This window comes from Shimia sp. FJ5 (genome assembly GCF_032918335.1).
GTDB classification, from domain to species: Bacteria; Pseudomonadota; Alphaproteobacteria; order Rhodobacterales; family Rhodobacteraceae; genus Shimia; species Shimia aestuarii_A.
On the sequence record NZ_JAWJUV010000012.1, the window covers coordinates 1356 to 23463 of the forward strand.

Genomic DNA, 22108 nt, shown 5'->3' on the forward strand with positions numbered 1-22108 from the left:
GGCGATACCGGCGATACCGGCGATACCGGCGATACCGGGGACTCGCTCTTGGAGCCCGTCAATACTCTATTGGAGGATATCTTCGATCTTCTGAACGAAGTTATCGATCTAGTCGATACAACAGTAGATGGCCTTCTGGGGCTGATCTCAGGCCTTACTGATGACCTCCTCGGTGGCGGTGGTACAGATGGTCTTCTTGACCCCGTAACCGGGCTTGTCGACGATCTCCTGGGTGATGGAGGTACAGATGGTCTTCTTGACCCCGTAACCGGGCTTGTCGATGACCTCCTCGGTGGCGGTGGCACAGATGGTCTTCTTGACCCCGTAACCGGGCTTGTCGACGACCTCCTCGGTGGCGGCGGCACAGATGGTCTTCTTGACCCCGTAACCGGACTTGTCGACGACCTCCTCGGTGGCGGCGGAACAGATGGTCTTCTTGACCCCGTATCCGGGCTTGTCGACGACCTCCTCGGTGCCGGCGGCACAGATGGTCTTCTTGACCGCGTAACCGGAGTTGTCTAAGATCTCCTCGGTGATGGAGCCACAGATGGTCTTCTTGACCCCGTATCCGGGCTTGTCGACGACCTCCTCGGTGGCGGCGGCACAGATGGTCTTCTTGACCCCGTAACCGGGCTTGTCGACGACCTCCTCGGTGGCGGTGGCTCAGATGGTCTTCTTGACCCCGTAACCGGGCTTGTCGACGATCTCCTCGGTGGCGGTGGCACAGATGGTCTTCTTGACCCCGTAACCGGACTTGTCGACGATCTCCTCGGTGATGGAGGCTTGTCTCTCTTCGAGCTGGCATAACTACTATTAAGAAGTGACCACGAGGCAGCCGCCCCCATTTTCTCTATGGGCGGCTGTTTTCGAAATGAGGCCAAACAATGTCAATCTGTCTCAACATGATTGTGCGCGACGAAGCGCATGTTATTGCCAAGACACTGCGTGCCGTCTGTCACGCCTTCCCCATCAACTATTGGGTTATTTCGGACACAGGATCGTTCGATGGCACACAAGACCTTGTTCGGACAACCTTTCGCGCCTTGGGTATCCCAGGCGAGCTAAGGGAAGATCCTTGGGCTGATTTCGCAACCAACCGCAACATTGCTTTGCGCAGTTGCAGGGGAAAATCTGAGTATATTCTGTTTTTCGACGCTGATGATTGGATAGAGGGGGTGCCGGAACTCCCCGCATTGCAAGCGGATGTCTATAGCTTGCAGATGGAAAATGAAAATCGAACCCGCCAATATACGCGCCCACTCCTCGTCAAAAATAATGAAAAGCTACGGTGGCGCGGCGTCGTTCATGAGTTCCTTGAGGTGCCTGAGGCGAACAGAGAAATTATTACAGGAAGCTACGCCATTATTTCAGGACGTTCAGGGTCACGCAGCAAAGATCCCGAGAAGTATAAGAAGGACGCCGAACTACTTGAGAAAGCGATAAGATCAAACCAAGAACAGGATCTATTGCCGCGGTATGCGTACTACTGCGCGAATAGTTGGAGGGATCATGGCGACACCGAGCGAGCGCTAAGATGGTACATTGCGAGATCAAAACTCAATGGTTGGAAAGAAGAAAGCTATATGGCCTTCTTAGAAGCAGGTTTGCATTTGGAGAAAACTGGCCGCGCAGATCTAGCGCTGGATTTCTTTCTACGTGGACACAACCTCGTACCGGACCGTGCGGAATGTCTATATCACGCCTCTCGTTCTTTGCGGCATAGGGGGCAATTTCAGGCAGCGCTAATCTTTGCCAAGGAAGCAGAACGCATTCCGAAACCAAGCGGACATCGTCTCTTCTTGAACAAAGCCATTTATGAGTATTGGATCGCATACGAGGTGTTGTTTTTGACCGCAAAGACCGGGGGCGATCCGAGCTATTCTGCGGAATACAGTAGCTTCATGGCTAGCGCTGCTCCAGAATCAAGCAAGGCGTCGATACAGAAACTACTATTCGGGTGAACTCCTCTTACTGCGTTCAATCTCCTCCCGCGCCCCGTTGCTAAAGAAACATTGATACAACTGCGGCGGTTCAAGAACTCGGTAGGTTCCTCGTGCTGCCTCAGGCAAAATCAGTTTGCCCAACGTCCTGTCTGACACCTGACACGACACAACTTAGTCGACAATACACCTCCGAAGTCGCCTTTTTCCTTCAGTAGGTGGGTTCCTATGGGTAATCCCCCCATTTTTAGAGGGGCGTATCAGTAGAAACTGTCTGACGTCAGCGCCAATGGGACAGATTAGGACCGCCTGCCTTACTTGATGATCAGATCTTATAAGACGTCGTTACTGACGTGGCTAACGACGTCGTATGTAGGGAGGGCAGATTTTGCGACATGAGGTGATTGTTGGCGTTGAGCGTCGGCGGTTTTGGTCAGATGAGATGAAGCTGTCGATTTTGCGGGAAGTTGGTGTCGGCGGAGTGACTGTGACCGATGTTGCCCTGCGTCATGACGTGACCCGGCAGCACATCTATCAGTGGCGAAAGCAAATGAAAGACAAGGAGCTCTGGCCGGAGCCGGAGGGCATCTCGTTTCTAGCCCTGGATGCGGGGGAGCAACCGGTGACGTCCTTGCCCAAACCTGAAGGTAATTTGCCCGCTGAGATTGGCTTTGCAAATGGCCGCACTCTGCGCTGCCCACCCGGCATGGCCGAGGCGGATATCACGCGGTTGATCCAGTTGGTTGAGACGGCATGATCGGACCCGGCACTGGTGTCCGTGTTTATCTGGCCTGCGGAACGACCGACATGCGCAAAGGGATCGCGGGCCTGTCAGCTTTAGCTCAGGATGTTCTCCGGCAGCGGCCTTCGAGCGGCGCGGTGTTTGCATTCCGGGGTCGCAAGGGCGACCGGATCGAACTCTTGTACTGGGATGGCCAGGGGTTTTGCCTTTACTACAAGGTGCTGGAGCGCGGTCGCTTTCCCTGGCCTGTCGCAAAAGACGGGAGTGTGCGCCTGACCTCTGCGCAACTCGCCATGCTGTGGGAAGGCATAGACTGGCGAAAGCCGGATTGGGGTACCCCACCCGCGCGGGTGCGGTAAATTACTGCACTGATATTGCTTGTTTTTATGGCGCCTTCCGGTGGTGTGAACGGCGGAGCAATACTCGGCCACGGTAGCGTTGGCTTTGTGCTGTCGCGGGCGGCGTAAAAGTCGTCCACTTTTGCCCTTTCCGAGAGGGGAGGGTTTGGGGATTTACACCGTGGATTTGTATTTGAAGGTGCGTCAGGCTCATTTTCAGGATGGCTTGAGCGGACGCCAGATTGCCCGGGATTTTGGGGGCAGCCGGGACAGCGTTGCGAAGATGTTGGCCTATTCGGAGCCGCCCGGGTATCGGCGGACGGCACCGATCAGGCGCTCGAAGCTGGATGCGTTCACCGACCAGATTGACCAATGGCTTGCCGAAGATAAGGTCCGGCCGCGCAAGCAGCGCCACACGGCCAAGCGCATCTTCGAGCGGCTGCGGGATGAGTGCGGGTTTGATGGCGGCTACACGATCGTCAAGGATTACGTCCGGACTAGGAAGCGGACCGGCAAGGAGATGTTCGTGCCGCTCAGCCATCAGCCGGGACATGCGCAGGCGGATTTTGGCGAAGCTCTGGTTGTGATAGGCGGGGTGGAGCAGAAGGCACGTTTCTTCGCCTTTGACCTGCCGCACAGCGTTGCGTGCTATGTTCGGGCCTATCCTGCCGCGACCACCGAAGCCTGGCTGGACGGGCATGTCCATGCCTTTGCCTTCTTCGGCGCAGTCCCGCAGTCTATCCTCTACGACAATGACCGCTGTCTGGTCGCCAGGATCATGCCAGACGGCACCCGTGACCGCACACAACGGTTCAGCGCGATGCTGTCGCATTATGTGATCCGGGATCGCTATGGTCGTCCCGGCAAGGGTAACGATAAAGGCAAGGTCGAGGGACTGGTCGGCTATGCGCGGCGGAACTTCATGGTGCCGGTTGGCTCGTTCCCGAACTGGGAAGGCTTCAACGAGTACTTGGAAGAGCAATGCCGCAAACGGCAAGGCGATGTCTTGCGTGGCCACAAGGCCAGCATCGGCGCACGGCTGGACGCCGACCTGGCTGCAATGCGGGAATTGCCTGGGGCGCCCATTGAGGCCTGCGAACTGCAAAGCGGTCAGGTCACATCGACATCCGTGGTGCGTTACCGCGGCAATGATTACTCGGTGCCGGTCGCTTATGGTCACCGTGAGGTCTGGATCAAGGGCTTCGTGACCCGTGTTGTCATTGGCAGCGCCGCCGAGGTGGTCGCGGAGCATCCCCGTTCCTACGACACCGGTGACATGGTGTTCGACCCACTGCATTACCTGCCGCTGATCGAACGCAAGATCATGGCCTTCGATCAGGCTGCCCCCCTGCAGGGCTGGGAGTTGCCGGAAGCCTTCGCCACGCTCCAGCGGTTGTTGGAGGCCCGACAGGGCAAGACAGGCAAGCGCGAGTATGTGCAGGTTCTGCGCTTGCTGGAACGGTTCGAAGTCGACGCCCTGCATCTGGCCATCAAGGATGCGCTGAGAATGGGAGCAATCAGCTTCGATGCGATCAAGCATCTTGTCCTGTGTCGGGTCGAGCGAAGACCCCCGAGGCTGGATCTCGATGTCTATCCGTTCCTGCCCAGGACCAGTATCACTACCGCCTCGGCGGCATCCTATATGAGCCTGCTGGCAGGGGGTGGTGCATGACAGACGCCCCGGAATTACTGCTGACCCATCACCTCAAGACTCTGCGTCTGCCAACCTTCCTGCGCGAGCATGACAAGCAAGCGCGTATCTGCGCCGCAGAGGGCGTGGATCATGTGTGCTATCTGACCCGGTTGACCGAGCTGGAACTGATAGACCGGGAACGGCGCATGGTGGAACGCCGGATCAAGGCCGCGAGGTTCCCGGCAATCAAAAAGCTTGGATAGCTTCGACTTCAAGGCGATCCCGTCGCTCAACAAAATGATGGTGTTGGAGCTCTCCCGCTGCGAATGGATCGAGCGCAAGGAAAACGTCATCGCCCTCGGCCCGTCTGGCACCGGCAAGACCCATATCGCCCTCGGCCTAGGCCTGACTGCCTGCCAGAAAGGACTGCCAGTCGCCTTTGTCACCGCCTCCGCTCTCGTCCGCGAGATGATGGAGGCTCGCGACGAGAAACGCCTCCTGCAACTCCAACGCAAACTGACAAAGGTCAAACTGCTGATCATCGACGAGTTGGGCTTCGTGCCGCTCAGCAAGACCGGCGCCGAACTGCTCTTCGAGCTGATCTCGCAGCGCCACGAGCGCGGTTCAACCCTGATCACAAACAATCTCCCGTTCGAAGAGTGGACAGAAACCTTCGGCACAGAACGCCTGACCTGCGCACTTCTGGATCGGATGACCCACCACATCAATATCCTGGAAATGAACGGCGAAAGCTATCGGCTCAACCAAAGCCGCTCCCGCATCGCAACCGTCGGAACATGATCCTCACAGAATTGGCCTGACGGCCAATGCGCCTTGGAACGTGCTTGCTAAATGAGAGCCGCACGCTCCAAGGCGCTCGCGTCCAGATGGCCTACTTTTGCTCCGCCACAGTGGCCGGGTTTCACTCCGCCGTTGACACCGCTAAGAGAGGGGGCTTCCGAATTGACTTCCCGGCGCAGCATCTACGGAAGGCCTTGCGCTCTAATGAACTTCAGCACGCTCTCCGTATACGCGTTCTGTTTACCTAGGTCCGTATTGATCTTCCTGTGTCCGAGGGCCACTGGAAGGACCATTGCGTCCCCGCCACGAGCCGTCACCGCAGTCGCGAAATCACGCGCGTTAGGACAAGCTGTGAGACGTTTTGTAGAACAAACCAATAGGAATGGCCCGCGTTCCCGACCCAGTCGGGCCAACGGGGAAGCCGCACGCCAATAAGCGCGATCATCCCCGAAAGCATCTCGATAAAAGCGGGCCGGCCGACCAAACATCACCTCTTCCACGTCATAAGCCGCTGAATCCAAAGCCACTGTAGCATTCCAGGGATATGCACCACCTGCACGTAACAACCCCGGATCCGACGCGAGAAGTGAGACGAGGTGCGCGCCCGCTGAATGCCCAAGAACCACACTGCGCCTAGCGTCACCACCCCACCGGGCAGCGTTCGCCTGAATGAATGCGATGGCGCGCGCGACATCCATAGCTTGCCGCAACGGCCGTGCTTCTGGAAGCATCCGGTAATTTACAGAGATAAAGATGTAACCCAGATCATTGAACATCCGCCCCTTGTTGCGCCAGACGGAAGCATTGGATTTATCCCCGATCTTCCATGCACCGCCATGCACCATGATTGCCAAGGGCGCATTCTGTGCGATCTGGGGCAGATAAACATCGAGGGTGTTCAGTTGGTGGGAGCCATAGGGAACGCCCCTCATGACTGTGCTTTGCGCTGCGACAAGCGAAGGCGACAAGGCGAGTACTGCTGTGCCAAGGAGGAAAGTTCTGCGCTGTAGTCTGTCAGAATGCATGAGTTGGATCCTTATGAAAAAATAAATACAGCCCATATACGGTTGAAATTGCGAACTCCGTCGCCCTCGGGAGAACTAAGTCGGAAATTTAGCAAAGCTTGAGCATGGCTAATTCAAGATACTTTTCTCCAGCGCTGACCTGCAAACGTCATGCTAAATCTCTCAACTTGCAGCCCTATCGACGGATAGCTTCCGATCTTGACTTGAGATAAAGAGAACCGTGGTGATCCTCACTCAAAATGCTGCATACTATGGTATCGGCAGGCGACCACCCCAGTGCAACAAATGTCAACAGAGGAGCGTGCTATGATGCATCATATGGCAATAGTTGCTCTATTGACCGATCTCTACCGAGCAACTGCTCCTTGCGTGGCCGCAATGGCCATGGAAAAGGCGGTTTCGCTCCCGCGACACTTCTGGCACGACTGGGAAGACGTCTATAAGAGCATCCAAACGAACAGGAAACAGTTACTCCCTGAAGTCGTCGAAGAGCTCGACCACCTGAGCGTCACCCTATCCCAATTGAAAGTGCAGCCACACAGATATCAATTCATCCCTGAACATCTAAACAATACCAGCTCCAAGGTAGCCGCATTGTGCCAAAGATATCTTCTTTGACACAATGCGGGACTTCTGATGCGTTAGTCGGACCCTGGCTTTGTGAACGAGAGGGCTTTCAAAATAATTGATGATATATGAGGGATCGAGACAGAAGATACCCCATCAAGAGCCTCAGCTGAGGCCTGTAAATCGTGTAGCTCGCATACGCTTAGATCACATCGCCCAAGCCGTCGTCTCCCAACAAACCACCGAGGAGACCATCTTCGCCTCCCAGAAGGTCTCCGACAATTGGAACCCCTCCAAGAAGGCCCCCATCGTCGCCGCCGAGCAAACCACCGAGCAGGCCGCCGTCTTCGCCGCCACCGAGTAGACCACCGAGCAGGCCATCCTCTCCTCCCAGAAGGTCGCCAACAAGCGGCACTCCTCCAAGAAGACCGCCATCGTCGCCGCCGAGCAAACCACCGAGCAGGCCATCCTCTCCTCCCAGAAGGTCGCCAACAAGCGGCACTCCTCCAAGAAGACCGCCATCGTCGCCGCCGAGCAAACCACCGAGAAGGCCGCCATCCTCGCCACCGCCAAGGAGACCACCAAGCAGGCCATCGCCACCTTGAGAGGTATCATCACTGCCCATCAGACCGCGTCCAGTGAGAGCACCGACCAGACCGTTGTCGCCCGTAATGGCTGCGAGAGCACCATCATCGGCAATCAAGCTTCCGAGAAGTCCTTCGGAACCGGTAACAGCACCCAGCGCACCTGAGTTACCGGTCAGAATACCCAATGCCCCCTCATCAGCGATCACAGGATCGAGGATTGCGTCATCTCCAGAGCCGTCCCCAAGAAGCGTAAGACCCGTCAAAGACCCAACAAGACCTTCTTCGCCCGCGACAGCCCCCAGAACACCTCCAGTGCCAACGAGACCACCCAGAAGCCCTTCTGACCCTGTAATAGCTCCTAGAAGTCCATCATTCCCGGTCACCAGCCCCAGCAAACCACCATCGGCCAACAAGAAATCCAGAACACCTGGGTCGGATACATCCACGAAGGCCGTTGCCGTGTCAGTATTTCCAGCTTCGTCCGTTACTGTATACTCAAAGGAATCTTCGCCCGTATATCCATCGTCGGGAACATACTCGACCCTTTGGTTTCCATTGGCATCTGTCACAATGGTTGCCGTACCATGTTCGGGGTCTTGAACCGACGTAATGGTGAGAGCATCGCCCTCCGGATCCGTGTCATTTGAGAGCAGATCCATCATCACAGACTTACCTGCATCGGTTTCTGCAGAGTCATCGTCCATTGCGGTCGGGGCCTGGTTCGAGCCACCGCCACCGCCACCGCCACCACCGGTTGCAAGCGCAGCGACCCCCAGCAAGCCCGCCCCAATCGCCCACGGCGAAAGACCGAAAGGCAACAAAGATGCTTCTTCGGGCGCAACCACTTCAGGATCTGCAAGCAGCGGAGTTGTACCGCTGGTGCTAACCGTCGACATGGCGTCTAGTGGGTCAACAGGGACATCTCCTACATCCAATTGAGCCTTCTGAACCCAAACCTGCTCTCCGTCCCGAAGAACGAGAACCATATCGCTTTCTGGGGCACCTTTAAGCGCGCTTAGAACTTTCTGCATTTCCACTCTCCCGAAATATCGCTTTATTTCCCCCAAATAACGGCAAAATTCGCCCCTAGGGTAACTCGTTCGACCTATACATCACCCTCTAGGGTGCATCAAGAGCTATACTTACGCATATATGCGGCAGATTGATACACTTTAGATCAGGCAAAACCGCTCTCAGAGAATGCCCTCTTCCGTTGCAAGAATGACGGCCTGCGTCCTGTTTGCCGCGCCGATTTTTGAGCAGATAGATCTGACATGCATCTTTATCGTCGCCTCTGCCAATGTGAGACGCGTCCCAATATCTTTGTTTGAGAGACCTTCTGACAGCAGTTCAAGAACCTCCGTTTCCCTGGCTGAGAGCGGGGATTGCGATGTCGCATCTGTCCGTACTCTCATCGGATCCAGCAGTTCGACCGGAATGTAGCGCCCTCCAGACGCCATGAAACGGATTTCATTGGCGAGTGCCTTGAGGGAGACGGTCTTGAGGACCACACCAGCCGCCCCCATCTCGATAAGCTCTTTGACGATTGCGGGGCTTGGTTTGCTTGTCAAAAGACAAACCGCACTATCGCCGTTGGCGCTAAGGGCTCTTCGCAACCCCTCCAGCCCATTCATCCCTGGCATGTTCAGATCAAGCAAGACCAGATCAAAAGGGCCATGTGCCTCGATTTTCTCCAAGGCAACATGCAAATCCGGAGCGGTTTCCACCTCAAACCCTGGTAGTGAACCAAGATAGGTGCCAAACATTTCGACGACCATCGCGTGATCATCCGCAACCAGCACACACAGGGTCGTATCACCATGAAAGAAGTTATTCATTGCTCCGCGGTCCTCAACTCAGCACTCAAAGAAATCGGTCGGTTTCAGGTCTTGATGAATGACTCAGAAAGAAAGCCGCTTCGTGCGGGTTCGATCCAAGGAAGCGCAGCCCGCTCCTTTTGCGGCCACGAGAAGCAAAGCGCCCAAGATTGCGATATTTTTGAACAACGGACCCTCATGGCCAGGGGCAATATGGATGGTAAACGTGATCGGGACGAGTGTTGCAAACAAGGCGAGCGCAGCTAAGCGAGCAGACCAGCCAAACATCAAAGCTATGCTGGCAAGAATGAAAACCGCCCCGCTCAAATGCAGGAGGCCCAACGGGCTACCAATCAACTCCACGTACTTAATCCATGGGGAAGACAGCAGACGATCCATCATCTGGTCACTTCGCATGAAATGCCCCAATCCCCCGACCAAGAAAATCAGTGAGAGGCATACACGAAAAACAACCTCGATCAGGCACTGAAGTGGCGCAAAAATACGACATATGAACTGATCAAACATACAGTCTATCCTTAAGATATTCCTTTTGGTGAATGTATAATCGGGTTTTCCTGAAGAATTCTAGTCACAATACCGAGAAGCGCGATGCAGAAACACCGCGAATATACTAATCTCAAGCATTCGAAGCGCATGTGAGGCGCAACCATACAACGCTACGCACGAAGCACCGTCCCGTTTACGACTGCGCCCTCTTCAATTGTCAGGCACTTCGATACAATCGCATCTGATCGAACGTTGGCCTGAGCCTTGAGGACGAGTGACTTTCCTTCTATCCTGCCCTCTACAGTCCCGAATACGGTCAGATTGCGCGCATCTATTTTGCCTGCGGTCGAACCATTGAATGCAACAATCACAGTATCAACCGCAATATCCCCAACGAGTTGGCTATCAATCTCCAAGATTCCTGTGCCACTAATGTTTCCTTCAATGGTAAGGTCTTGCTGCAGGACAGAGCGCAGAGGTGGCGCCATCTTATTTTCCCCATCTTTCGAGTAGGTCATATTCAAAGTAACTCCAAGGGTGGGGTTAGAACTGGACGGCAATGTTCGCCGAACACAAAAGGAAGGCTGCATACACAAGCAAATCACTGCTTATTATTCGTTATCCGCAGAGAAGAGCAAGTCATCCCGCCCCTTTGGGAAGCCCGCAAGCTGGATGAATATCATTCGAACTGCCGCGTTGCTTCTTCCACACCCCGCCATGCACCACTATTGCAAAAGGCGCAGCCCGCGCGGTCTTTGGCAGATAGACATCACGGGTGTTTGGATGATGTGAGCCATATTGACTATTGCTCAAATCACTCTGCTGCGCCACTGCGCGAGAGCAGCCCGATGTTAGTGTCGCGGCACCTAGGAGGAAAGTTCTTCGATTGATGTCATCTGAATGCATAGACTAGGCTCTCCTGCAAAATATTGGCCGATGGTCACACGCAACAAATTGACCACCTTTGTACTTCATCAAAATGCAAAATCCGATGCGCACCCATCATGATGCTGGCATGCGCGTCTCCAGCTCGACACTATACCTCGGGGGCGACTGAATCGCTTCCCCGAGAAACAGGTTTACCGAGTGAGCAGGAAGGCTTCATGCCTTTTCAGCGTCAACCGTGCAGCAGCGTAGCTCTCAACCACCGAGCGTTTGCGCAGCTCGGGGAATAGCTCATAAATCTCTTCACGCTGATCACAATCGATACTTCCCATAGAGTATGTTCCAGGCTGAAAACTCTCGCTCCAGGATCCGTTGGCCAAGACGACTTCGTGGTTGTCGCAAAGGAAATGGACATATTCGACACCAACGGTGTCAACTTGTTGGACACCATCAGCGCCGACGAGGTGCTTGGCTGCCACCAACACTTCACTTGCACCAAACAAGAGTTGGGCCTGTTGGCTGACGAGAAGCATGCGGTGGTTCGGAGACACCATCATATCGTGCTTTGGAAGATCATGTCCAAGAGCGCCCGCTCGGATCATGATCGGACGAAGCTTGGGGCGCGAGATGAGATCGTGGCCCACAAGTTTTTTCTTACCAACCCAGCGGATCGCTTGCAGACCGTTGTCGCGGGTGACAACCTTGTCGCCGACCTTGAGGTCCTGAACTGGAATTTCTCCGGAAGGCGTCAGGATCGTAGTGCCCGGCGTAAAACAGATGATCTCTTCGATGCCGCTGAAGTGAAGAGTTTCGCCATTCTCGAAAGTCACCGTACCGGTCAAAGCGCCGGAGTCATTTGTATCTTGAGTTGCATCGATAGTACGCGAGCCGGAGCCGGACAGATCCAGCACATCATGATCACCTGTATCGTCCGGGCCGTTGCCGCCGGAAATGCTATCGCCATCGCCATCACTGCCGTTGGTCACAAAGAAAGTATCATTCCCGTCTCCACCCGACATACTGTCCGAGCCTTGACCGCCGACTAGGATGTCATCCCCATCGCCACCTAGAAGTGTATCGTCGCCGTCGCGCCCCTCCAGAGTGTCGTCCCCTCCGAGACCAGACAGCTCGTTGTTGGAGGAGTTTCCTGCTATCGCATTCTCGCCAGAATTGCCTCTCACGTGTTCAAAATTTGTAACGACCGAACCGAAATTGATGGTTGTACTTGTGCCGTCGTCGTTGAGGGTGATGCCTAGGTCGAAACCGTCTGTAGCTGGAGAATCGAAAGCTACGGTGTCTTGCCCATCTCCACCATCCAAGGTGTCGGGCGTACCAGAAGTAAAATATCCGACCTCGGCATAGTCATCCCCCCCTTCCAGGTAGACTTCATCCGACCCTGAACTGCTCGCTCCTGCGCGCCATATGTCATTGCCTTCTCCACCGTGAACAGTATCGTCGCCGGTTCCGCCAGCTATGACATCTGCTCCTTCGCCACCATCTATGTAATCATCTCCGCCGCTCGCATCGATGGTGTCGTCCCCACTATTACCGTAGATCGTATCATCGGAGAGCGTGATTTGATCCCCTTGAAGATCAGTATAGCCTAGGGTCATGGTTTCACCGGTCTCGAGGCCATCAACCTTTCCATCAGAGGGCAAGATGAAAGGGGCATTGGGGTCGATATCGAGACCGAAAGTAACCGCACTTAGAAGCGGTAGTCCTTCTGGTGCATACAGGTAAATTTCCCCATCAACCTGAAACGCTGCTACCGGTCGGGGATCAACACGGATGCCGAGCAGCCCCAAGGTGTAGATCTCCCCAGATCCCAGATAGGTAATCGGCCCACTTGTTCCTGTTCCATCAAAGGCGAAGTTGGTCGTCCCATCATCACTGCTGTCCAACCGCCCATCGTCGTCGGAAAAGACGCCACTTTGCTCAGTACCAAAGTTCAACAGGTTGGCATCAAGCAGTCCCCCTAAGTTTAGGGAAGCAAGGCTCCCATCATATCTATAGACATTTGAAACCGCGAAATCAGACATACTTACCCTTTCATATGATGCTAGGGAGCGCCCGTAGGGGGTGACCGCCGCCTAACCACAATGATCAATACTTCTGACTAGACTGAGTGTGAAACAGGCAAAAATGTGTCAAGATTCGCCGAATCAGACGACACCCACCCTCTTGGATACCCTTAAAGTATGTAATAACGCAGCATTCAAAGCTGTAGGTGCGATCGCACTCCGATTTGCGTAGAAAAGGCCCATCAAGCACTGTGCTTCAGCATAAGTTCGGCACGTTGACACACTTATGACTTGGTAAGACAGTTCTCAAAGAATGCCCTTCTCCCTCGCAAAAATGACAGCCTGCGTCCGATTTGCTGCGCCGGTCTTTGAACAGATAGATTTGACATGCATCTTTATCGTCGCCTCGGCCAACGTGAGACGCGTCCCAATATCTTTGTTTGAGAGACCTTCTGACAGCAGTTCAAGAACTTCGGTTTCTCTAGCTGAGAGCGGGGATCGCGATGACACATCTGTCCGTACTCTTATGGGGTCCAGAAGTTCGACAGGAATGTAACGACCTCCAGACGCCATGAAACGGATTTCATTGGCGAGTGCCTTGAGGGAGACGGTCTTGAGGACCACACCAGCCGCCCCCATCTCGATAAGTTCTTCCAAGATTGTGGGGCTTGGACTGCTTGTCAAAAGGCAAACTGCGCCATTGTTGTTGCTACCAAGAGCTCTCCTTAACCCTTTCAGACCATCCATCCCAGGCATGTTCAAATCAAGCAAGACCAGATCAATAGGGCCATATGCTTCGATCTTCTCCAAGGCAACATGCAAATCCGGAGCAGTTTCCACCTCAAACCCTGGTAGTGACCCAAGGTAGGTGCCGAACATTTCGACGACCATCGCATGATCATCTGCAACCAGCACACGCAGGGTTGCATCACTATGGAAAAAACTACTCATTGTTCCTTCGCCCTCCACTCATCACTTAACGAATTTCGGCGGATAGAGGTTTTGACAACGCCGCTATTTGCGACGTCCTAGACACCACCCCTGGAACGCCTTCATTTTCAGCTAACATTTTACAGACTAAATACTACAACCCAAAGAGAGAACCTGCCTTTAGGTGTAATCAAAAAGATGGGTGAGTGAGCATTTTCGCTACATGGCGACCTTTATAGGCTCAATGTAGCTTGACTGCAGGAACGCTGTTTGGGCCTTCTGGAAGAATGGAGCGGGCTGCCTGAGCGAGTGGAAATGGGCCCATCAGCCCGCCCCGTGACGGCAGGGATAGTGCCGCCACTCACAGGGGGAGGCACATACACGCTTCCCCCTTCAAGTGCTGTTCTGCATGTATTTTTCACCGGAGGTCAAGTATATTGAGCTTGCGCCCTCCGAGAAGAGTAGTGAAGAAGCGTCGAACCAATCGTTTCCGTACGCTAAGGGCATTTGGTTGAAACGCCTGACTCGGCGATGGACAGCTGAGCCGGCCGCTTGCAGAACTTAGATCACCTGCAAGCTACATGAACGCACAATTGGGAGAAAGAGAGAACAGACGGCAGCGTTCGAAACCAAGCGTCTCACTTTCTAAAGTTCTAATTCTTCTGGGATGCTTCCAATACCTTTTTGGCGACGCGGAAACACTCCAGTGCCTGCGGCACGCCGCAATAAATCCCGATCACATGGATGATCGCGCGGATCTCGTCTTGGCCGACGCCATTGTTCAACGCGCCCCGGCAATGGGTCTCCCACTCGTGCATCTTACCAAGCGCGCCGATCATCGCGAGATTCATCATAGAACGCGTCTTGGCGTCTATCACTTCATCACCCCAGCCAAAGCCCCAGCACCAAGCCGTCATCGCCTCCTGAAAGGGTCGGGTGAACTCATCCGCAGCGGCAAGATTCTTTTCCACATACTCCGCGCCAAGCGTCGCCTTGCGCTGCTCAAGCCCTTTGAGAAAAAGGTCTTCATCAAACGTGCTCATATCTCGTGACCTCCACAGTCTCTCGCATCCAGCGTTGCAGATGCATGATGGAATGTTCCGAGTTCACTCCGCAAGACGGATCAACCACGAGCGGCCCCGGCACATTGCCACGCGACCGCAGCCCCTTCTGAACGCTCTCCACGAGGCGGATATCTTCTTCGCCCTTCAGGCCGTCCAGCACGATCCTGGTCTTCTCTTCCGCCGAATACTGTTTGCGGGTGGCCCGGCGGATGTCCTTAACGACCTTCTCGCCGTAGCTCTGTTTGGTTCCGGGTTTCTGTCTCATCTTCACTCCTTGGTGGTTACGATGAGCCAGAAACCCTCTCTTATCAATTCAGCCTAATCTGTCCCATTGGCGCTGACGTCAGACACTCTTGGAACGCTGCCCTGCGGGCAAATGGGATTTTCAAGTCGTCTGGACGACTCTATCCTTCGCTCGCGCTTACCAGTGCAGATTTGGAGATGACGCAACGTGCAATGCAAAAAGCTGCAAAGTTCGTCTATGAAGCAATTGTTTCGAGCCAGCCGTGAAGAATATTGGAGCAGACCCAGTCTGCCCCTTTCCCACAATCTTGAAACCACGTTCTAACGACCTCGCTAAAGCGCGAGGTATAAGTCAACAACAGCTGCGGTTCCGATGATTGTCCCTACCGAGTGTTAGGCGCTTTAAAGCGCCATTCATCGCGCACAACACCAAAAGTAGGGAACAGCATCTCACTGAACCCTTCACAGTCGCTCGACCAGCGTGGCGCCGCAGGACCACACGGAGCAATGGAATGATAGATCCGATGATGGCAACAGGTTCAGTGGGCTATTTGACGGTACAGACGGCCGTAGGAAGGTCTTTGCTAAGGATGGTAACCTTCCCTTTTCCGGTGCGATGAACTTCACGCAGGCGACCTCCGTTTCTATAACGACCGCTCTTGTCCATCTTATAGCTTGAACTGAAGGAGCGGCCGTTAAGTTTCCCGCGATAGTTCACTGAGCCGTTCTTCTTTGCCTTGCCAAAAGTGATAGTCATCGGTTTTCCCTCTGCATCACAGCTAAAGGACCTCCCACTCAGAGCTTCGACGAGGGCGGAACCTGTGAGTTCTTTCGCAAAGATCGGCAGGGGTAGAATGGCTAGGGCGGCGGCCACAACGAGGGAGTTTGCGATATTCAAGTGAGACCTCCTTGGAAAAATGTTTGACTAGAACAGTGATGAAATCGAAGGCTAGGATTAACTAGCGCGAATGGCAAGCTGCGTTCCAGTCGGTCAAAAGGAAATCTGGATATAGATATCGCTTGCGACTCTCACGACTTCGGAAGTCGCTTCGCTCATTCCTCGTTTGATAGAAAGGGCCGCGCATTTCGCGTCGAGTTTTGATTTAGGGTTGCCTTGTGTCAGCGCAAACTTCAAACAGAACTTTTGGCTGATACTGTTGAAAAAGTCGGTTTGTTTTGTGGTATTTTCACGCTGCTGGAGACATAGCAGCCGTTTGGCCCCGGCTTTCGCCAGTTGGTTTGCCGGAGACCGGCTATTTTGACCTTTCAGGTTATAAGCTGATCTTTTTTTGGACGCACTGCGGACGAAGCTTGGCGAGTTTTCGGAGGTTCTGGGCGATAGCGGCGAGAAGGAATTCGTCCTTTGCGCCGTTCGGACCCCGAAGCCTGAGCCGCGTGAGGTTCAGGATGCGCTTCAGATGAGCGAATAGCATCTCGACCTTTTTCCTTTTGTCCCGTGAGATCTTGTAGGCTTTGGTTTTGCGGCATGTGCGGGCGAACTCGCGTGCTTCCTCGTGCGGCTCGCGGGTCACGTATCGCGCTTCGGCTTTCGGACGACAGATGTCCTTGGAGGGACAAACCTGACAAGAGGCCTTCAGGGCGCGGTATTTCTTTCTGCCTCCGGTAGCCTGGCCTCGGTTTGGATCGGAATAGTTGCGTCTGAACTGTTTCAGCGCCTGGCCCTCGGGGCAGGTGTACTGGTCATTCTTTTCGTCCCATTCGAAGTCGGACCTAGAGAAGGTGCCATCGGTGCGCTCTGACTTATCGATGACAGGGATGAACGGAATGATGCTGCGCCTTTCGACCAGCCAGCCGAGGTTCTCGGCATTGCCGTAAGCTGTGTCAGCAGCCAACCACTCCGGCCGAATGCCGAACCGCTTTTCAGTCCGATCAAGCATGGTGCGCTTTGCACCCACCTCGGCTTGCCGAATGGCGCGCGTGGCTTCAACATCCATGATCACCGAGCTTTTGGTGTCGATCAGGTAGTTGGTGGCATAGGCGAAATAGGGACGGCTTTCACCTGCGCGGGTCCATTGCGCCGCAGGATCGGACTTGGCGACGAACTTCGGCTGGACTGGGGAGGCAGCTCCGAAGGCAGCATTATCGAGGGTTTCGAGATATTCTTGCGCTGCCCTGTTGCCTGCCTTGCGCGCCACATCTGCGTTCCAATCGCTTGCGGCAATCGACCGGGTCTTATTCGCGTCCGCCGGGATCAGGCTGGCATCGGCGGCAAAGCCCTCGCCCGACACCAAGTCCTCCCTCAGACACCGCTCGACCGTGGCTTCGAACACTTGTCGCAGCAGATTGCTTTCGCGAAACTTGCCATGGCGATACCGCGAGAACGTCGAGTGATCCGGGACCTTCCCCTCCAAGCCCAGCCGACAGAACCACCGATAGGCGAGGTTCAGATGGACCTCGTCGCAGAGGCGACGTTCCGATCGGATGCCCATGACATAACCGATGACCAACATGCGGATGATCAGCTCCGGGTCGATCGAGGGACGCCCGAGGTGGCTGTAGAAGGGGCGAAGAGCCTCCCGCATTCCATCCACGTCGAGGAACCGGTCGATCTCGCGGAGCATATGACCTGAAGGAACATGACGGTCCAGATCGAAGTCATAGAACAGCTGCGCCGGTGTCGCTTGGGTGCCCATCATGACGAAATCCTCCAATCCCCTCATATTCGAATGAGTCAAAGGACTTGCCGCGCTGCAACAAAGACTTTTTCAACAGCATCGGCGGGAAGCTGACCTTCGCTGCACCCACGCCTAGTGACTGGTTTAGGTCTGCAAAAAGAAACGTTTGGGAAAATGTGTTGATGCCCTATTCCTAGGGCATCGAGTGAAGGTTAACCGTGTGGCGAGCGTATACTAATTCACTCGCAACCATGTCGACATACCAGAGGCTGCATGTGCGAGCATGTGGCAATGAAAAAGCCAATCACCTAGGTTATCCGCGATGAAGGCAACTTCACGCGTTTCTCCTCTCTGAACGAGCAGCGTATCCCGCAGGGGACCAAGTGCCCCTTCTTCGTGGACCTCGCGGAAATGCATACCATGCAAGTGCATCGCGTGTGGGAAAGCGGTTTTGTTCTGAATTTCCACGCGGATCGTTTCCCCCAAATTTGCCTCGATCAAGGGGGTGTCGGTCCGGCCAACAGTGCCATTCAAGGCCCAGAATTGCCCCTGCTCGGCCATCTCCCTGAATGATAAGCGACGACCATCATATGACGCAGATTGCAGGCGCCCCATCGCACCACCTTCCATCACCAGCTTGGCTTTGCGTGTAGACTCTACCCCGGCTACGGACTGACGCGGGTTTGCAGGAAGCGGCTCCGGGGGCGGGCGTCGTGTCGAGGAGGCTACGCCGGTTACGGGAAAAGCCACCTGCGACCACCATTCGCCGCTATCTGACAGATAGGCGAGGTGCGAAACATCCCCTTCCCCTGCAATGACATCAACTATCAGGTCAACGCGCTGGCCCGGAGCAAGAACTACCTCGCTCTCGACACGGGCTGGCCTATCCAGCGGCATGCCATCCAACGCCATGGCCCACCCCTCAAGTCCCATCAGGGACAGAACGAATACGCGCGCGTTTGCCGCGTTTATGAGCCTAAGGCGGATGCGCTCATGCTGGAGCGTCGACAGCGTGAGACCTGACACACCATTGGTCGTTATCAGGTTTCCTAGCCGGCCCGCATGGCTCAGATCATGCCATGCATCAAATCTTGAATCGATTTGTGCCGTATTCGAATCGAGACGCCAATCATCGAGAACAAGGACTTCCTCGCGATCAACATCCGGCGCTTCTGGTTCCGTGACGATCAATGCGCCATGGAGCCCGCGTGCAACCTGTTCGTAAGAATTCGAATGTGCATGATACCAATAGGTGCCGGCATCCGGGAGGTTGAAAGCATAGTCAAAGTCCTCCCCCGGCTCGACAGGATCTTGAGTCAGGCCGGACACGCCATCCATCGCGTTGTCTATGCGAATGCCATGCCAATGTATCGAGGTCGGCAAGTGCAAGTCATTCAGTAGTCGGCGCTCGAACCGCGCCCCTTGCTTGGCGTAAAGGATCGGTCCTGGGGCTTGGCCATCGAACCCCCATATTTCCGTCGTTGGATATGGCTCCGGAGCAAGTTGAGCCTGTGCAACCCGCGTGGTTAGCGAGCGCGGCACGGCATCCGCACGCGCCGCAACCGGGAGGGTCAGGGCTGCCCCTGCACTCATGAGAAAGCTGCGGCGATTGATGTTCATTGTGTCGCTCATGGCTATATCACTCGATCCCGTTAGCACGTTGTAACTCGCGGATATATTGCGTGATCAACTCTACATCTGCGTCCGTCAGCCCCTCTTGGGCTGGCATGTCCCCGAAGTCCCAGTGATGCTCGCGCACACCGGTGCGCACCGCGCTAAGAAACGCGAAGTCCGCATGATGCGAGGGTTCATAGATCTTGTGAATGAGAGGTGGCCCCATCCCGTCACGTCCCACCGCATTGGCTCCGTGGCAAGACGCGCAAACGGCGTCGAAGGCTCTCTTTCCCATCTGCCCTTGCGTCGAGAGGACATCGGGCAAATCAATGCTTGCGAGGGCACCGCCCTTCTGAGCAGCCACTGAGACCCCTTTGCTAGACGTCGGTTCCTCCAGGTCCAGGAGCAAATAAGCTGCACCGAAGACTGAGGCCAGCGCAACGCCTGCTAGTATCTTCATGTTCATGTGTTGGTCTTTCCTTGAAGCGTATGCGCCGAAGCGCTTTTGTTTGATAGGTCCTGAAACGCGGCCAGTCTCATTCGTCGTCCCCCTCCAAGAGATAGGTGACAATGGCTTTCCTATCTTCTGCTGTCAGCATGGCGGTGCCTTGCTGGACAACTTCGCCCATTCCGCCTCCGAGGACATCGCCATCCGGCTTAACGGCGAACTTCAAGGCGTTGCTCAGGCTGGCGGCAGTCCAGCCATTGCCGATCAGGGCTTCTGGTGTGATGGGCGGTGCGGTTTTGTCACCAGGCAGATCATCGCTTCCCGAAAGACGGGCCTCTGGTCTGCGGGCACCGAACAGGTTGCGGTCAGTGTGACATGCCCCGCAATGCGTCAATCCATTCACCAACCATTTCCCACGGTTCCAGGCATCCGACTTGTCATTCCGGGGCGTGGTCTGTGGCGCTGCCAGGAAGACAGCCCGCCAAAGCTTCAGCCCGTCCCTCTGGTTGAACGGAAAAGGCAGATCATTATTCCCCGCACTCTCGGCGACAGGCGGCACGGTTTGGAACGCAGCCCACAGGTCAGAAATATCCTGGTCAGTTAGATGGCCATAGAAGGCATAGGGAAATGCCGGATAATAAGGCTTCCCATTCGGAGAGATGCCTTGTCGAACAGCTCGCGCGAAATCTTCGATCTGCCACCCGCCGATGCCCTTCTCCGGGTCTGTAGTCAGGTTTGGAGGAACAAAGGTTCCGAAATCTGAAACGATCGCGGTTCCGCCTGCCAGAGGCGCGCCTCCTTCACCTGTATCGGTATGGCACGCAATACAGCCGCCGGCCCGCGCAAGATATGCTCCGCGCACAACATTGCCTTCCAATTGCGCAAGTTCCACTGATCGACCGACAGGCCAGACAGCAAGTGTGACGGCGCTTGTCGCGACCAAACCGATGGCGGCAAGCCCGAGCCTCAAGACCCCGCGCATGATCAATCGTCTTCTTCGCGGAAACGATCATGACAGGCGGCGCAGACCTGCGTGGTCATGGCAAACGCACCATCTGCAGGCATCTGGCCGATTTGCTCTGCCGTCATGCCCATCATATTGGGACTGCCCCCCATCATCATACCGGAGCCGCTCCCCATCATCATGCCATTGCCCATCATTCCAGAACCACCATGCAGTCCATTTTCGGAAGCGAGGGATAGACCCTGCGCCATGATGCCGAGTTGCCGGGCCAATGCCTCGAAATGGTCCCAGTCCTGCCAGATGACTGGCAATGCCTCAGAGGGCGGCTCGATTGATCCTTCGGGGAAGCTGGCAGTCAGTGCCTCTCCGGAGTGGCGACCGAAGGTTTCAGCCGCATCTTGCACAACGCTAGCGTCGTAGGCGGCAGTTCCCGACATCATCGGAGCAATGGCCTTAACTGCCGTCTGCATTTCTTTCATTGCTTCCATACGGGACTTCACTACGCCGGTCGCACCTGAGTGCGCCAAGGCGGCAACGCCAAGCACCGACGCCAGAACTGCGCCCGTTACAATCTTGCGAGTGTTCATAATTTTCTCCTAGGTCTGATCCAATTTTTGACCCGAAGGTCATGATCGGATCAGAGACGCGGAGGTGGAGGATCGGTTGGAACGAGCACCGACCGTTCGAATTTCTGTTCGAAAACCGTTAAATCGGAGGACATTTCTTGCTCGAGAATCAGGAGCAAAGGGCGCGGCGCTTCGATGAGCTGGACACAGGTAATGCTTCCCTGACAATGGCAGGGGAGTCGCGTTTCATCTGAACGGTGGTCAGGCATACCCCCGTGCGAACGATCTGGCTGCTCGACCTTCGCGACATTGTGAGCACTGTGCGCATACGCCGTGCCAGCCCACCCGAAGACGAGTAGTGGCGCCATCAAGGCGATGGACATGACGAGTAGCAGTCGTTTCACGGATGGCCTCTGCGCGTTGTCTCGGGAAAAGGATGCACAGGGTAGCGGAGAACGTCAAGCGCGGCCACGAAGCCGTGTTCTGCTTCGGGGGGTTCTCAAATTCCCGTCCACAAGCTTGCGAGTGAAGATCCTAGTTTAGCATCTGCGCGCATCTTCATTGGCAATTGAGCTTTTCTTGGGCCAATGACTGCTTTGGAAATGTTGCGCTGCAGAAGTGCTAATCACGATCAACGGCAGCTTCGGGCCGCGAGTTTTACCGCGCCTTGCTTGGTTAACATATTCCACCTTCATGAACTTATCTTGTCAAAAGGTGAGCCGTTGTCCGTCAAGCTTCAGAACTCAAGGCATCACATTTCAAACGGATTGAGGCATC

General features: G+C 55.1%; 19 protein-coding genes and 3 pseudogenes. 7 read left to right on the plus strand and 15 right to left on the minus strand.

From position 1 onward, the window contains the following. The 6 genes and pseudogenes from R1W01_RS17945 to istB form a co-directional block, all read left to right on the plus strand. A pseudogene (locus tag R1W01_RS17945) lies at window positions 1-522 on the plus strand (hypothetical protein); the annotation flags it as partial. A gap of 362 nt (window positions 523-884) precedes the next feature. Continuing rightward, complete coding sequence (locus R1W01_RS17950; protein WP_317275420.1) at window positions 885-1961, plus strand: glycosyltransferase; 1077 nt, start codon at window positions 885-887, stop codon at window positions 1959-1961. Window positions 1962-2340: 379 nt separating this feature from the next. Then, a complete protein-coding gene (locus R1W01_RS17955) occupies window positions 2341-2697 on the plus strand; it encodes a transposase (RefSeq protein ID WP_317275438.1) in 357 nt (118 codons plus the stop codon). Next, window positions 2694-3041: an IS66 family insertion sequence element accessory protein TnpB gene (gene tnpB / locus R1W01_RS17960; RefSeq protein ID WP_317275421.1), complete on the plus strand. Its 348-nt coding sequence runs from the start codon at window positions 2694-2696 to the stop codon at window positions 3039-3041. Before R1W01_RS17955 ends, tnpB begins: the two co-directional genes overlap by 4 nt. A gap of 151 nt (window positions 3042-3192) precedes the next feature. Beyond that, on the plus strand, window positions 3193-4692 hold the full coding sequence (gene istA / locus R1W01_RS17965) for an IS21 family transposase (protein WP_317275439.1): 1500 nt from the start codon (window positions 3193-3195) through the stop codon (window positions 4690-4692). Next, window positions 4689-5454: pseudogene (gene istB, locus R1W01_RS17970) on the plus strand (IS21-like element helper ATPase IstB). Before istA ends, istB begins: the two are co-directional and overlap by 4 nt. Before the next feature lie 182 nt (window positions 5455-5636). On the opposite strand, the gene R1W01_RS17975 reads toward istB, so the two are convergent. Beyond that, a complete protein-coding gene (locus R1W01_RS17975) occupies window positions 5637-6479 on the minus strand; it encodes an alpha/beta hydrolase (protein ID WP_317275422.1) in 843 nt (280 codons plus the stop codon). Window positions 6480-6785: 306 nt separating this feature from the next. Between R1W01_RS17975 and R1W01_RS17980 the strand changes: the two genes are divergently transcribed. Then, window positions 6786-7097 carry a hypothetical protein gene (locus R1W01_RS17980; protein WP_317275423.1) on the plus strand — a complete coding sequence of 104 codons (312 nt, stop codon included), beginning with the start codon at window positions 6786-6788 and terminating at the stop codon, window positions 7095-7097. 151 nt (window positions 7098-7248) lie between these two features. On the opposite strand, the gene R1W01_RS17985 is transcribed toward R1W01_RS17980, so the two are convergent. The 14 genes and pseudogenes from R1W01_RS17985 to R1W01_RS18050 all read right to left on the minus strand — a co-directional run bounded on the left by R1W01_RS17985 (window position 7249) and on the right by R1W01_RS18050 (window position 21352). Next, complete coding sequence (locus tag R1W01_RS17985; protein ID WP_317275424.1) at window positions 7249-8454, minus strand: Ig-like domain-containing protein; 1206 nt, start codon at window positions 8452-8454, stop codon at window positions 7249-7251. A gap of 372 nt (window positions 8455-8826) precedes the next feature. Then, on the minus strand, window positions 8827-9471 hold the full coding sequence (locus tag R1W01_RS17990) for a response regulator transcription factor (protein WP_317275425.1): 645 nt from the start codon (window positions 9469-9471) through the stop codon (window positions 8827-8829). A 63-nt stretch (window positions 9472-9534) separates the two neighbouring features. After that, window positions 9535-9978, minus strand: coding sequence for a DoxX family protein (locus tag R1W01_RS17995; protein WP_317275426.1), 444 nt, complete (start codon window positions 9976-9978; stop codon window positions 9535-9537). Between the two features lie 152 nt (window positions 9979-10130). Beyond that, on the minus strand, window positions 10131-10478 hold the full coding sequence (locus R1W01_RS18000) for a polymer-forming cytoskeletal protein (protein WP_317275427.1): 348 nt from the start codon (window positions 10476-10478) through the stop codon (window positions 10131-10133). A 561-nt stretch (window positions 10479-11039) separates the two neighbouring features. Further along, a complete protein-coding gene (locus R1W01_RS18005; RefSeq protein WP_317275428.1) occupies window positions 11040-12884 on the minus strand; it encodes a Hint domain-containing protein in 1845 nt (614 codons plus the stop codon). Between the two features lie 288 nt (window positions 12885-13172). After that, entirely contained in the window at window positions 13173-13817 is a 645-nt protein-coding gene (locus tag R1W01_RS18010; RefSeq protein WP_317275429.1) for a response regulator transcription factor, read from the minus strand. 632 nt (window positions 13818-14449) lie between these two features. Further along, window positions 14450-14839 carry a carboxymuconolactone decarboxylase family protein gene (locus R1W01_RS18015; RefSeq protein WP_317275430.1) on the minus strand — a complete coding sequence of 130 codons (390 nt, stop codon included), beginning with the start codon at window positions 14837-14839 and terminating at the stop codon, window positions 14450-14452. 148 nt (window positions 14840-14987) lie between these two features. Further along, window positions 14988-15125, minus strand: a pseudogene (locus tag R1W01_RS18435) (IS3 family transposase); the annotation flags it as partial. 525 nt (window positions 15126-15650) lie between these two features. Further along, window positions 15651-16001, minus strand: coding sequence for a hypothetical protein (locus tag R1W01_RS18025; protein WP_317275432.1), 351 nt, complete (start codon window positions 15999-16001; stop codon window positions 15651-15653). 373 nt (window positions 16002-16374) lie between these two features. Then, window positions 16375-17760 (minus strand): IS1182 family transposase, encoded by a 1386-nt coding sequence (locus tag R1W01_RS18030; RefSeq protein ID WP_317275433.1) that lies wholly within the window; start codon window positions 17758-17760, stop codon window positions 16375-16377. Between the two features lie 213 nt (window positions 17761-17973). Then, window positions 17974-19359: a multicopper oxidase family protein gene (locus R1W01_RS18035; RefSeq protein WP_411028179.1), complete on the minus strand. Its 1386-nt coding sequence runs from the start codon at window positions 19357-19359 to the stop codon at window positions 17974-17976. 19 nt (window positions 19360-19378) lie between these two features. Beyond that, complete coding sequence (locus tag R1W01_RS18040; RefSeq protein ID WP_317275435.1) at window positions 19379-19717, minus strand: cytochrome c; 339 nt, start codon at window positions 19715-19717, stop codon at window positions 19379-19381. A gap of 172 nt (window positions 19718-19889) precedes the next feature. Continuing rightward, complete coding sequence (locus R1W01_RS18045; RefSeq protein WP_317275436.1) at window positions 19890-20783, minus strand: c-type cytochrome; 894 nt, start codon at window positions 20781-20783, stop codon at window positions 19890-19892. Between the two features lie 2 nt (window positions 20784-20785). Then, complete coding sequence (locus R1W01_RS18050) at window positions 20786-21352, minus strand: cytochrome c (RefSeq protein WP_317275437.1); 567 nt, start codon at window positions 21350-21352, stop codon at window positions 20786-20788. Between the last annotated feature and the right edge of the window lie 756 nt (window positions 21353-22108).

Bases quoted from the DNA above. Each gene is read 5' to 3' on its own strand.
- R1W01_RS18005 (WP_317275428.1), bottom strand. From the start codon at position 12,884: ATGTCTGATTTCGCGGTTTCAAATGTCTATAGATATGATGGGAGCCTT.
- R1W01_RS18045 (WP_317275436.1), bottom strand. From the start codon at position 20,783: ATGCGCGGGGTCTTGAGGCTCGGGCTTGCCGCCATCGGTTTGGTCGCG.
- R1W01_RS17995 (WP_317275426.1), bottom strand. From the start codon at position 9,978: ATGTTTGATCAGTTCATATGTCGTATTTTTGCGCCACTTCAGTGCCTG.
- R1W01_RS17975 (WP_317275422.1), bottom strand. From the start codon at position 6,479: ATGCATTCTGACAGACTACAGCGCAGAACTTTCCTCCTTGGCACAGCA.
- R1W01_RS18010 (WP_317275429.1), bottom strand. From the start codon at position 13,817: ATGAGTAGTTTTTTCCATAGTGATGCAACCCTGCGTGTGCTGGTTGCA.
- R1W01_RS18000 (WP_317275427.1), bottom strand. From the start codon at position 10,478: ATGACCTACTCGAAAGATGGGGAAAATAAGATGGCGCCACCTCTGCGC.
- R1W01_RS17950 (WP_317275420.1), top strand. From the start codon at position 885: ATGTCAATCTGTCTCAACATGATTGTGCGCGACGAAGCGCATGTTATT.
- R1W01_RS18015 (WP_317275430.1), bottom strand. From the start codon at position 14,839: ATGAGCACGTTTGATGAAGACCTTTTTCTCAAAGGGCTTGAGCAGCGC.
- R1W01_RS17990 (WP_317275425.1), bottom strand. From the start codon at position 9,471: ATGAATAACTTCTTTCATGGTGATACGACCCTGTGTGTGCTGGTTGCG.
- R1W01_RS17980 (WP_317275423.1), top strand. From the start codon at position 6,786: ATGATGCATCATATGGCAATAGTTGCTCTATTGACCGATCTCTACCGA.
- tnpB (WP_317275421.1), top strand. From the start codon at position 2,694: ATGATCGGACCCGGCACTGGTGTCCGTGTTTATCTGGCCTGCGGAACG.
- R1W01_RS18030 (WP_317275433.1), bottom strand. From the start codon at position 17,760: ATGATGGGCACCCAAGCGACACCGGCGCAGCTGTTCTATGACTTCGAT.
- R1W01_RS18050 (WP_317275437.1), bottom strand. From the start codon at position 21,352: ATGAACACTCGCAAGATTGTAACGGGCGCAGTTCTGGCGTCGGTGCTT.
- R1W01_RS18035 (WP_411028179.1), bottom strand. From the start codon at position 19,359: ATGAACATCAATCGCCGCAGCTTTCTCATGAGTGCAGGGGCAGCCCTG.